At 38.3% G+C, this 12822-nt stretch carries 14 protein-coding genes; 10 read left to right on the top strand and 4 right to left on the bottom strand.

The features are described 5' to 3' along the window. The first annotated feature begins 505 nt into the window (after positions 1-505). From F968_RS15965 to F968_RS15940, 7 genes are all read left to right on the top strand, one after another. Positions 506-769 carry a hypothetical protein gene (locus F968_RS15965; RefSeq protein WP_000790976.1) on the top strand — a complete coding sequence of 88 codons (264 nt, stop codon included), beginning with the start codon at positions 506-508 and terminating at the stop codon, positions 767-769. A 100-nt stretch (positions 770-869) separates the two neighbouring features. After that, positions 870-1016, top strand: coding sequence for a hypothetical protein (locus F968_RS20420; RefSeq protein ID WP_000682545.1), 147 nt, complete (start codon positions 870-872; stop codon positions 1014-1016). Between the two features lie 70 nt (positions 1017-1086). Beyond that, positions 1087-2112 carry a J domain-containing protein gene (locus F968_RS15960; RefSeq protein WP_000942646.1) on the top strand — a complete coding sequence of 342 codons (1026 nt, stop codon included), beginning with the start codon at positions 1087-1089 and terminating at the stop codon, positions 2110-2112. An 81-nt stretch (positions 2113-2193) separates the two neighbouring features. Next, positions 2194-2892 carry a hypothetical protein gene (locus F968_RS15955; RefSeq protein ID WP_001985473.1) on the top strand — a complete coding sequence of 233 codons (699 nt, stop codon included), beginning with the start codon at positions 2194-2196 and terminating at the stop codon, positions 2890-2892. A gap of 58 nt (positions 2893-2950) precedes the next feature. Then, the gene (locus F968_RS15950; RefSeq protein ID WP_001068164.1) at positions 2951-3280 is read left to right on the top strand and encodes a hypothetical protein; all 330 of its coding nucleotides are present in this window, start codon (positions 2951-2953) and stop codon (positions 3278-3280) included. Between the two features lie 91 nt (positions 3281-3371). After that, positions 3372-3668 (top strand): hypothetical protein, encoded by a 297-nt coding sequence (locus tag F968_RS15945; protein WP_000553831.1) that lies wholly within the window; start codon positions 3372-3374, stop codon positions 3666-3668. A gap of 54 nt (positions 3669-3722) precedes the next feature. After that, entirely contained in the window at positions 3723-4772 is a 1050-nt protein-coding gene (locus F968_RS15940) for a DUF932 domain-containing protein (RefSeq protein WP_000951143.1), read from the top strand. 265 nt (positions 4773-5037) lie between these two features. Here the strand turns inward: F968_RS15940 and F968_RS15935 are convergent, their stop codons facing one another. Further along, positions 5038-5919 (bottom strand): copper resistance D family protein, encoded by an 882-nt coding sequence (locus F968_RS15935; protein ID WP_002035490.1) that lies wholly within the window; start codon positions 5917-5919, stop codon positions 5038-5040. 67 nt (positions 5920-5986) lie between these two features. Then, entirely contained in the window at positions 5987-6367 is a 381-nt protein-coding gene (locus F968_RS15930; RefSeq protein ID WP_000689221.1) for a copper resistance CopC family protein, read from the bottom strand. 281 nt (positions 6368-6648) lie between these two features. Between F968_RS15930 and F968_RS15925 the strand changes: the two genes are divergently transcribed. Then, positions 6649-8988, top strand: a complete 2340-nt coding sequence (locus tag F968_RS15925) for a heavy metal translocating P-type ATPase (RefSeq protein ID WP_000349577.1) — start codon at positions 6649-6651, stop codon at positions 8986-8988. A gap of 77 nt (positions 8989-9065) precedes the next feature. Here F968_RS15925 and F968_RS15920 read toward each other — a convergent pair whose 3' ends face one another. Next, entirely contained in the window at positions 9066-10442 is a 1377-nt protein-coding gene (locus tag F968_RS15920; protein ID WP_000149039.1) for a heavy metal sensor histidine kinase, read from the bottom strand. Next, entirely contained in the window at positions 10432-11115 is a 684-nt protein-coding gene (locus tag F968_RS15915) for a heavy metal response regulator transcription factor (RefSeq protein WP_001221580.1), read from the bottom strand. Before F968_RS15915 ends, F968_RS15920 begins: the two co-directional genes overlap by 11 nt. A 149-nt stretch (positions 11116-11264) precedes the next feature. Between F968_RS15915 and F968_RS15910 the strand changes: the two genes are divergently transcribed. Next, positions 11265-11606 carry a hypothetical protein gene (locus F968_RS15910; RefSeq protein ID WP_000853608.1) on the top strand — a complete coding sequence of 114 codons (342 nt, stop codon included), beginning with the start codon at positions 11265-11267 and terminating at the stop codon, positions 11604-11606. Between the two features lie 83 nt (positions 11607-11689). Next, positions 11690-12822: multicopper oxidase domain-containing protein (locus F968_RS20695; RefSeq protein WP_004794617.1), on the top strand; the 1133-nt coding region annotated here is incomplete at its 3' end.

Below are 12822 nucleotides of genomic sequence, written 5' to 3'. Positions count from 1 at the left end.
TAATCTAATGAAAAACAATAACAATCACTTTACGACTTAGTCGATAGATCATTGACACCTTAAATATTGCACATTATCCTTTGCTTGCTGGCCACATTGCCAGTCGGTTTTGACAGACCGTTTTATTGGGTTGCATCAGAGTTATTCCTTCTGAGGAATAATTTTGAGGGTACATCTCGTCTCCTCCCGTTGCGGTAGGACGGGAGAGGGACACTTTCGAGTGTGCTGGTGTCAATCCAATCCGGTCTGTCAACCCTTTCTCGTTCTGCCACCATAATTCTCTAATGCTTTGGCAGAACTCCCAATATAAAGGAGTTGGCTATGCATATTCTTTTTATAACGCCTGATTAGTTTTAATAGGATTTGATGAACTTCTAGTTTCTCAAGCTTTAGATCTTTTCGTCTAAAAATTTACTTAAAAAAATGTCATGTGAGCTACACCATGGCAAGGCTTCGTGTTGCCTAAAAAAGCCTAAGCTCCATGACGACGTCACTGGATAAAATGATGAAAAATAAAATTTTGATGGGTTTGGTAGGTGTCAGTATTTTGTTGGTTACTGGTTGTTCTTCTGATTTCGAAAAGGGTATGAAACAAAGCTGTAGGAATACGGGAGGAAGTCGCAGTTTCTGTTCCTGCTTCTACGACAGGATGGAAGAACATTATGGTGAAGAAAAGCTGGAGGCGATTGGCATGATGCAAGTCAGGATGCCAGAGGATTTCGAAGAGGTGTCTTTTAAGTCTGGTCAGCAATGTGCACATAAACTTTAGAGCTCGTATTCACATTAAATCTTAGTTTGTCTTTTGATCTCACCTGCTGCCATAGAGCAGTGGGTTGGATAGGCTTACCTAAAAAAATGAGGAATTTACAATGAAACATCCATTGATTGGCCTTTATTTCACCATTGTGATTGGTTATTGGCTGTATTTGATTTGGCAGTACCCTATTTATTCTGGTTCATATTCTTTGGGTCGGGCACTTGTTTGGCCTGCTGATTTTCTACGTTGGTTGTTTTAGTCGCTAAATTGGGGAAGTTGCCATGACAATCATATCGAGAGAATCACTCCAGAAAAGCCGTTGGATGTTGATGTTAAGAGCGAGTGACAATATTTATTTTGCACCCGCTATTCCTTATAAAAAATTGCAAGGGGCTATGAGTTATCTCCCTCAAGGAATTCATCCAGATGAAATCCTTATGCTAATTGACGATACGGTATTTGGCAGTGCTAAAGCTGGACTTTGTGTGACGGCGACAGGACTCTTTTATAAAGAAAGCTTTGGAGATGAAGCGGTTTATCTCTTTAAAAGTATTCATCATGTCGAGGCAGATATTGGCGTCATTAATCATGGCATCGTACTGAATCGTATAGAAACCCTGACCTTTACCCAACTGGATAAGGGCACAGTACGAACATTGGCTTCATTTCTAAATGAAGTTTGTCAGGGTGAAACAGAAACCGATCGGGCTCCACCACAGATTGATGCAGAACTGAAGGTAATTATTGATCTGTTTGCTTATTTCATCACATTCAATATGGGTAAGTGGAATCCTGAATCTAGTCATGCAATATCTAAACATTTTGTAAAGCTGAATGATGAAGCATCACAGCACTATATTAAAAGGTTACTGACTGAACATCCCAACTTTGAATATGAAGAATTATTACATCGCTTTGCAGAACTGAAAGATGTGCTGGCTTACAAGCTTCGTACGGAGATGATCGAACAACTGGTTTATGCCATGGCACTGGGTCAGGTTGAGCAGAATCAGGCGGATCTCTTCATGACCCATTTATGTCGTGTATCCAATGTTTCTAAAGCCGTATTTCCTGATCTGGTCAAAATTATCTATCAATGTCTGGCTGATGAAATGAATCAGTCTACTACTTCTACTTTCAACGGTGGACAACTTCAAGCGTGCAAACTTCTTGATATTCAGCCTAATTCACTGACTGAGCAGAACTTACAATCTGCTTACCGAAAAAAGATGGCTGAGTTCCATCCCGATAAATACCAGAACTTACCTGAATCTGTTCGTCAGTTGATTGAAAGTCAGGCACAGCAACTGAATGAAGCAAGAGCTTTATTAAAAAGCTATTTGGACAATAACTGAAAATAAAGAATTTTTACTTACATATTACCCCAGTGAAGGCAGCCCTAAAGCGCCGTATATCCTCTATTTCAAGGTAATGATATGAATATGATAAAGAACAGCACTAACTCAACTAAAAAGATACCACCGTTATATTGGTTGTTAACTGTAGTCATGATGGCGGTGTTAATTGCAGGCGGTATTTTATTTAATCAACATCAAAAACGACAAACTGAACTTCAGTTAGCACAACTCGCTTTAGAACAATCTAAGGTACAAAATCAATCTGCCACAACACAAGCAGCATCGGAACCCGTTGAATCAGGTTTCACTGGAATTGAAAGTATGGTGGAAAACCCGGAATCAGAATCTGCTCATTCACAAGCTGAAGATGAGGTTGTTGCGGGGGCAATAGCCGCGGTTGATCAGGCAAAAGCACAAGATACAAGTCTAGGTAATCTCAGTTCAGAAGTTGATGGTGAGTACCATGAAGGGAAAACCTTAAGTTCCAATGCTTCTCGCTATGGATTAAAGCCAATCAAATCTGCTCCAGCTGATTTAAAGTCAACCATCCCGAATATTGATCAAATGTTAGCGTCACATCTCATGAATGTATGGGGCCGCTCAAGTCCAGATCAGGTGAGTAAACGAGTTGAAGGATGGAGCCAGCAAGGTAATACCATGACCTATCGTACTGCATGGGACTCTGACCGTTACCAATGTACTTGGTATGTGGTGAGTTGGGATAAGAACAGCAATCAAGTCCTTCACGAAGGATACCAGCCATGCTTTGGTCACTAATTAAAGCTGGTCTGTAGCATTCGTTTAATTATTACTTTACTTAATCAGAGAAAATACCATGAACCCAATCAAACTTATCGCATGTGGAATTTTAAGTCTTTCACTCAGTTCTATTGCTTTTGCTAAAACTGAGCAGATTACACTTAAAGCCAATGTCTATTACGGCGAAGAATCGGTGGTTTTTCCAACTACTAAAGGCGAAGTCATTTTAAATAGCTACGCTATACCAGCTAAAGTCGTTCCACAAGTTAAACCTTTTAAGAAGGGGCAATGTTTAGAAATCAAATCAAAACATGGTTTCTTTAAAGACACTGGAGATGGTCAATATATTGAAAGTATCCAACCTTGTAGCAAGAAAGGTTTAGCGACTCCAAAAGTAACTCGTTAATTTGACTTAATCTAAAACGACATAAAGCTCAATCAAACCACAAGCATTTGCTTGTGGTTTTTTTTATGCCTTTTATTGAGAGGAGACGACTATGCATCAATGTCCTTACTGCCATTCGAGACATCTGAAATTACTACGGCAGTCAGAACAAAGCCATCAAGGTGTATTTGCAAAACTTTCATCATTCTCCCCCATGTCTCTGGCAGCAGCCTGTATGCAATTGTCAAAACGTAGTCCTATTCACCCACTAGTCGGTGGCTTTGTTGGTTTAGTTGTAGGGGGCATGTTTCTGCTCTACGTCCAGCATCAAGACAATACAGTGTCCTTGCATTATCAGTGTGAGCAGTGTCTGCAACATTTTGAAATCCAGCAATCAAGCTTTTCTTAACTTCATCCCAAACTCTTAATCAAATTATTTAAATCACTTAATAGGAAAAACATCATGGCACATCAAGTTGAAACAATGGCTTTTGTAGGTCAAACCCCTTGGCATGGTTTGGGCAATCAACTCACTAGAAATCAACCTTTAGAAGTATGGGCACAACAAGCAGGGATGGATTGGCGAATTGAATCATCCAATGTCAGCTATATGACAAAAAATGAACGTGGACAAAACATCATCATGCCGTATGAAGATCAGAGAGTCCTTTATCGTTCAGATACTCATGCGCCGCTATCAGTGGTAAGTCAGCGTTATCAGGAGGTGCAACCGATGGAGATATTAAACTTCTATAAAGACCTGACAGAACAATCAGGCTTTGAACTGGAAACAGCAGGGGTATTGAAAGGTGGTCGTAAGTTCTGGGCACTGGCTACGACTGGACAATCAACAGCACTGAAAGGAAAGGATGTGAGTAATGGTTATATCCTTCTGGCAACAGCATGTGATGGGACATTAGCCACCACGGCGCAATTTACAAGTGTACGTGTGGTGTGTAATAACACCTTAGCGATTGCCTTACGTGGGCAGAATAGTAGTGCAGGTGTGGTGAAAGTTCCACACAGTACCAAGTTTGATGCTGAAAAGATTAAACAGCAATTGGGTATTTCGGTTCATGCATGGGACGAGCACATGTATGAAATGAAGCAGCTCAGCCAGCGTAAAGTCACCCAGCAGGAAGCAGCAGCTTACTTCGATGCAGTGTTCAATAATACAAACCTGAATATTGCTGAACAAGATGAAAGTATCATTCAGTTCTACCGTAATGTAGCTACGCCTAAACAAATCAACTCATCCAAAACCGACAATAAAACTGAGCCAAATGGACGTGCGATGTCTAAGGTCATGACCATGTTTAACGGGCATGGTCGTGGTGCCGAGTTAGCTTCAGCTAAAGATACGGCGTATGGACTGCTTTGTAGTATTACCGAGTTTGTTGATCATGAGCGACGTGCGATCTCAAAAGATCACCGATTAGATTCAGCATGGTTTGGGGTAGGAGCCAACCTTAAACAACGCGGGCTGGAACAGGCACTAAGAATGGTTGTATAAGTTATGATTATTTGTTTAAGTTTATTTATACATGAATTACAGAAAATCATGTAATTAATTTATAAAAACATGGGCAGATTATGGGGTAAGTAATTTTACCCCTATATTTTAAAAGATCTGAGACTCTACAGTCTTACACTACACTCTACTTACAATAGTAAAGCTTATGGAGTTAGAAAAAATATCAAGGATTGAACCAATGATGAAATCAAGCAGAATCAGATAATTTTTTTCATTTTACTTTTTTAAATTACTATATACCTATTTAATCAATTCCCACTACAGTTGTAATATATCCAGTCGTTAAAAGGATCATTAGGCCTAATGACATTTCAAATAAAATGGCATAGCCCAACTGTCTGGCAAATTTCGGGTCTTGTAAGCGAGGGGTAAAATACCATTTGTTGAAAGCAGCTAATAATAAAATGCTTAGAACAAATGCGATCTTAATAATAAAACCATGCCCATAAGGAGTATTTAGTAGAGTATTGAAATCTTTAATGAGTAACAGAGCAATACTAGCACCACAAGCGAGTAGTATTCCCACAACAAATGCTGCGATTCTCCCAAATAAGTGCATGCGATCTTTTAATGGAAGACCAGTAATTTTTTTACTTGTTTTCCATAAAGGAAAAAGTGATCCCATCCATAAGGACATTACAAGGACATGTATTGATAATAAGAATTGAGCGAAAAAGGGCAAGTTTGTGACATGGCCTAATTGTGAAAAACTAAAAACCATGGGGATAAGTAGGATGGTAAAAATTGTTCCTTCTACTTTGGAAACTTGGATAGTCCCTTTACTAAGCTTTACGATCATAAATAACAATAAAAGTGCAAAACTAACTGAGCGGATGATATGGATATGCCCAGTGGGAGTATTTATTAAGATATTAATGTAGTTACTGTCCCACATTCCTGAAAGACCTGTATTGGCAAAACTTCCTATAAGAACAAAGAAGCCTAAAGTGCTTGAAATAAAGCCTAATCCTGCACCAATAGTAATGTACTTTAGAAGAGTTTCCCTGATTTCTACATAACGTCCCAGTAGAAAATAGCTAAAGGCACCACCAACAACAAATGCTATTCCTAAATATAAAACGACTTTAATCAGCCACGTTGCATATATCCAAGTTTCAGGATTCATATTTTTCCTCCCTGCGATAGCAATATGCCAGCAAGCTGCTGGCATATAGACTATTGATGCTCTATAGTTATTTCGCTGATTTAATAGTGAAGCTATATTCGCCATTCATGTTATGGCCATCAGTACCCATTGTGGTCCAAACCACTGTGTATTTACCTTTCTTAAGTTTAGGTACTGCTACTTCAAATGATTTTTTTAAATCATGAGTTATCTGATAAGTTAAAGGGATGTCTTTACGTTGAGCATCAAGTAATTTGACATTCATTAACATGACTTCTTCACCAAAATTTAAAGTTATATTTTTTGGCTGACTTGCTACAGATGCATTAATAGCTGGAGTGGCACTTTCAAGTTTGACATGAGCAAATGCGCTTGAAGCAGCTACAACCATAGTCGCACCTACTAGTACATTACGTAGAGCTGACACTTTATTTTGGAAAATTTTCATTTCATCACCTTTTAAAAATTAGTACGTGCTAAGTAATGACCCAGTGAAATTCCTAAATTGATCGAGTTGGTCATCACTCTTTGTATGCTTATTATTTAAGAAAGAGAGCAACGTCTTGATGACTCCAAAATTACATTTTTGTCATTTTTAGAATTAAAAACTCACAAGTGTTACACTGACTTTATCAAGAATAATGTTCATTAAATACTCAAATAATCAGAAATGTATTTCTGCACGAAGGTAATTAATTTTTTAAAATCAAATATGAAGGAGGTTTCTATATGGACCATCATCATGAAAAGAAAACTATAAATAACGTACTAAAGGATCCTGTCTGCGGCATGGCTGTAACAGAAGAATCTAAATTTCATGAACAAGTTGGCAATAAGACTTTTTACTTTTGTAGTGAAAAATGTCAGATAAAATTTAAGCATGATCCTACTTTTTACATTGCTAAAGAAGATAGATCTGTTTCCGAAAATGTCTCCCTAAATAAGATGGATACACACTCAGATAGTGTAAATACCTCATCAATTTATACTTGCCCAATGCATCCGGAGATCCGACAAAATCATCCTGGTAACTGTCCGATTTGCGGTATGTCACTAGAACCATTACTTCCCAATCTAGATGAAGCCGATGATAATCCTGAACTTAAAGATTTCAAAAGAAGATTTTGGTACACCTTACCGTTAACCCTCATTATCATATTTTTGGCGATGTTTGGTCATCAGTTGAACTGGTTTGAGATGAAGGTACAAAGCTGGATTGAACTTGTTCTTACTTTACCTATCGTCTTTTGGGCAGGTTGGCCATTTTTTGTTAGATGTTGGCATTCAATTTTAAATCGTAGTCCGAATATGTGGACTTTAATTGGAATTGGGACTGGAGCTGCATTTATTTATAGTGTCGTTGGAACCCTAGCCCCACAAGTTTTCCCAGCGTCTTTCATCTCTATGGGGCGTGTTGCTGTATATTTTGAGGCAACAGCCGCAATTATTTCACTGACCTTATTAGGTCAAGTTCTTGAGTTAAAGGCACGTTCGCAAACTTCGTCAGCAATAAAATCTTTACTTGGGTTGGCACCGAAAACCGCAAGAAAAATTAATGAAGATGGCACAGAGGAAGATATCCCACTTTCCCATGTACATGTTGGAGATTTACTGAGAGTACGACCAGGTGAGAAGGTCCCCGTTGATGGAATAATTACAGAAGGTTCAAGTTCTATTGATGAATCAATGTTAACGGGAGAGCCAGTTCCAGTAACAAAACGTATAGGTGACCAAGTAATCGGTGCGACAATGAATATGAACGGTTCATTAGTGATACGTTCGGAAAAGGTCGGTTCTTCAACAGTACTTTCACAGATAGTTCAAATGGTAGCGCAAGCTCAGCGTTCTAAAGCCCCTATGCAAAGAATGGCAGATCAGGTAGCTGGCTGGTTTGTACTGGTGGTGATCGGTATATCTATCCTTACCTTTTTTGGGTGGGGAATATTTGGACCAGAACCGAGTTGGGTATACGGACTAATCAATGCTGTCGCAGTTTTAATTATTGCTTGTCCGTGTGCTTTAGGATTAGCCACACCAATGTCAATCATGGTGGCAACGGGTCGTGGTGCATCCAATGGCGTACTCTTCCGTGATGCTGCAGCAATAGAAAATTTACGTAAGATTGATACATTAATTATTGATAAAACAGGGACCTTAACAGAAGGTCGCCCCTCATTTGATAAGGTCATTGCTTTATCTGGATATGAAGAAAATGAAGTTCTCAGATTAGCTGCCAGCTTGGATCAAGGTAGTGAACATCCATTAGCGGATGCAATTGTACAGGCTGCCCGTGAAAGAAATCTTGTACTAACAACACCAACATCTTTTGAGTCAGGTTCTGGAATTGGTGTTAAGGGTGAGTTAGATGGACAACAATTATCATTAGGCAATACAGCTTTAATGGAACAACTCGGCATATCAGTTGATACATATATCCCTCAAGCTGAGCAATTAAGAGCAGAAGGCGCAAGTGTTATGCATTTGGCTGTTGATGGGACGCTCGTAGGACTATTGGCTGTTTCAGATCCAATCAAAGTCAGTACACCTGAAGCTGTGCATGCTCTGAAGAATTCTGGATTAAGAATTATAATGGCCACAGGAGATGGTTTAACTACTGCAAAATCAGTTGGAGCTAAATTAGGTATTGATGAAGTTTACGGAGAAGTTAAACCAGCAGATAAACTGGAACTGGTTAATAAATTACAAAAAGAAGGAAGAATGGTTGCAATGGCAGGTGACGGTATCAATGATGCCCCAGCTTTAGCTCAAGCGGATATTGGTATTGCAATGGGGACTGGAACAGATGTGGCTATGAATAGTGCTCAAGTCACTTTAGTCAAAGGTGATTTACGAGGTATAGAGATCGCTCGCTCCCTGTCAGAGGCCACTATTAAAAATATGAAGCAAAACCTGATGTTTGCATTCCTTTATAATGCATTAGGCATCCCTTTAGCCGCGGGTATTTTATATCCATTTACTGGTTGGCTACTTTCTCCTATGATCGCAGCTTTAGCAATGAGCCTAAGTTCAGCATCGGTTATTGGTAATGCTTTAAGGCTACGTAGTTAAGAAAGGATCATTTTCTGACTACTCATAATTTTTTAGATACTGGAAATGAGTAGTCAGTTGTCTTTTATTTACAAAAATTAGTTTTTAAAAGTTATTTTAAAAACTATCCGACCGTTGTTATAGTCTGCTTGAATCGTTGCGCCATGTACATCAAGAATTGACTTGGTAATTGCTAGACCTAAACCTGTGCCTTCCTCAACTCTTTGTCTGGATGCATCCGTACGGTAAAAACGGTCAAATAATCGATTCAGCTGTTCAGATGTTATTGGTGAGCTTTCATTTTCGATTGTGAATATAGTGGTATCAATATTTTGTCGGCAATTAATCTTAATTATTGAATCAGGTTTACCATATTTGATCGCATTTGATAGTAAATTACTCAGTGCACGACGTAACATTGAGGGATCGCCTTTTACGTATCCTTGTCCACTTTGTTCTAGGGACATTCCCTTTTCAGCAGCGATAGCATCATAGAAGTCAAATAAAGCAGAAATCTCTTTTACTAGGCTGACCTGTTGTAGGTTTGGTAAGTGTAGGCCATGCTCTGCCTTTGCAAGAAATAACATATCTGAAACCATTCGAGCCAAACGTTCAAACTCTTCCAGATTAGAAAAGAGGACTTCCTGATAAGTATTAATATCCCGACTACGAGATAAACATACTTGAGTTTGAGTCATTAAATTATTAATAGGTGTTCTAATTTCATGGGCCAGATCAGATGAAAAATCTGAGAGTTTTTCTACAGCCGTTTCTAGCCGATCTAACATATCGTTAAAGGCTATGGCTAATGATTTTAGTTCAGTGCGTGTATTATCGACCGCTAATCGTTCAGATAGATGCTGAGCTGAAATGCCTTCTGCAACTTTTGCCATTTTCTGAACTGGACGTAAGCCCCTCCATGCGGCAAACCAACCTAAAAACATTAAACAAATTGTGCCCACAACTCCGATATATAACAATTGTCGTCTAAAGTCGTTTAAAAAATGTTGATGTTCGGAGGTATCGATTCCAACAATAATTTGAGCAGTTGGAACACTCATATTTTTATCAAACGATTTTTTATAAACTAAGCCACGGTATGTTTTATTTTGAATTTCCCACTCTATCCAAGGGATATGTTTAGACTTTACTAATGTTTGAGCCTTTATAACGGCAGGTGCTGAACTAAAAATGATTTGGCCAGTTGGGCGTTCAATCTGGACAATTAGATCATGATGACCAACTAAAGCATCTTTTAAATATATCTTTAGTTCATCGGTGTTTTTCGGATTCTGTTCCAGTAAATTTTCTAAAAGCTGAATTTTCCCTTCTAGCTGAGTGCGGTCCTGAGTTTCAAAATGATGCATAACAAGCTGATGAATGACCAGCCCCATAATCATTAAGATAATAATGGTAGATAATGAAAAAATGATCGCAATACGGAAACTGATCGCATTAAACAGTTTATGAGTCATCTTCTACCTCTAAGACATACCCCATTCCGCGGATGTTTTGGATCAACTTAGGACTGAAATTACTATCTATTTTATTTCTTAGACGTTTAATAGCGACTTCTACAACATTGGTATCACTATCAAAATTCATATCCCATATTTGAGAAGCAATAAGAGCACGAGGTAGAATCTCTCCACGTCTACGCATAAATAATTCCATCAATGCGAACTCTTTAGCTGTAAGGTCAATTCTTTGTCCAGCACGTGTGACGCGACGTTTACGAAGATCAAGTTCAAGATCAGCAATTGTAATAATATTGCTATCTTCCTTTTGTTGACCGCGACGAAGTAAGGTTTTAATTCGGGCAAGAAGTTCTGCAAAAGCAAAAGGCTTAACGAGATAATCATCAGCTCCTAGTTCCAGGCCTTTAACTCTATCTTCAATTTGATCACGAGCTGAGAGAAAAAGGATAGGCATAGTTTTGCCACTTTTGCGAATATCATTAATGATATTCCAGCCATCTAACTTCGGTAACATTACATCTAGTATAATTAGATCGTATTCTTCTGAAAGAGCTTGATGTTTACCTGATAAGCCATCTGTAACCCAGTCTGTAATATATCCTGCTTCAGAAAGACCTTGCTTTAGATAATCACCAGTTTTTTGTTCATCTTCAACTAGTAAGATTCTCATTTATTAAGCCCCGTATCGCATATTAAGACCATAATAACGTTATAAATACAGGATGCGATGTAGATTACAAAAATGTCATTTTCAAGTCACATAGATGTCCGGTTCCAACCTATAAGTTAGTTATATAAAATTTATTTTTGGAGCAATCAATGAAAACTCTATTCCGTCGTGGCTTAACTGCTTTTATGTGTGTTGGGACTTTAATTGCTGGAAGCCAATCTTGGGCTGCTGATGCTCAACAGAAAAATACTTTAAGTACAGAAGTTAAAGTAAATTCAAAAGCGCAAGAGAAATGCAAAAAACCTTGTGATATGAAAGAAGATAAGGAAAATCAACAGAATCATAGTCAGCATGATCACAGCCAAATGTCTGATATGTCCCAAATGGACCATTCTAAGATGATGAATATGGACCATTCTAAGATGATGAATATGGATCATTCTAAAATGGGTGAGATGGACCATTCTCAAATGAATATGCCAAATAAATAATTAATACGCGAAATAAGATATTGAGGGAAAAGTATTTTATCCACCTGCTTAGCCCTCAATTAACTATAGATAGGTGAAAATAAATGTCTAGAAAATTAAGTCATGTCCTTTTAATAGGAGTCGGATTGTTTTCGTCGACTTGGGTTATGGCAGCGGTTAAAGAATATGATTTAACAATTGCTGAACAGACGGTGAATATTACAGGAAAGCCTCTAAAACGAATTACTGTAAATGGTAAGTTTGTTGCGCCTCTTCTTGAGTTTGAGGAAGGCGATGATGCCGTTATTCGTGTACACAACAAGTTGAAAAACCAAGATTCTTCAATTCATTGGCATGGTTTAATTTTACCTGGCATCATGGATGGAGTACCTGGGTTCAACCAGTTTGATGGTATTGCACCAAATAAAACCTATGAATATAAATTCAAGGTTCGTCAGAATGGAACCTATTGGTATCACTCGCATAGTAAAGGTCAAGAGCAAGATGGTCTGTATGGCCCTTTAGTCATTTATCCCAAAAATAAAGTACCTTTAACGGCCGGAGAAAAAGCTGATAGAGATTACGTAGTCTTACTCTCTGATTTTCACAACTCTACTAGTGGTCAGATTATGAGTAATCTCAAGAAAGAAGCTGATTACTACCAGAATCGAAGAGAAACAGTTTTTGATGTTTTTAGGCAGATTAAAAGAGACGGTTTAAAGGCAACATGGAAAGATCGTTCCATGTGGAATCAGATGCGAATGCTTAAGACAGATATGTCTGATGTAACAAACTATACGTTTTTAATGAATGGTAAGACTCCAGAACAAAATTGGACTGGAAATTTTAAAGCTGGAGAAAAAGTACGTCTTCGGTTTATTAATGCCTCGGCAATGTCTTTGTTCGATGTAAGAATTCCTAATCTGAAAATGACAGTAGTCAGCGCAGATGGACAACCAGTAAAACCCGTGCCAGTGGATGAATTCCGGATAGGAACAGCTGAGACTTATGATGTTATTGTAGAACCGAAACAAGCAAATTATCAGATTGAAGCTGAATCTATTGATCGAAGTGGTTTTTCTATTGGTACATTACATGATGAAAATACTTCACTTGTAAAAAGTACTACGATGCCGACACCTCGTCCCCGTGCTTTACTGACGATGGAAGATATGGGAATGGACCATGATATGTCTTCAATGAAAGGTATGGATCATGATATGTCTTCAATGAAAGG

Source organism: Acinetobacter sp. NIPH 817 (genome assembly GCF_000368405.1).
Taxonomy (GTDB): domain Bacteria; phylum Pseudomonadota; class Gammaproteobacteria; order Pseudomonadales; family Moraxellaceae; genus Acinetobacter.
This window is presented reverse-complemented; position numbering and strand designations above follow the sequence as displayed.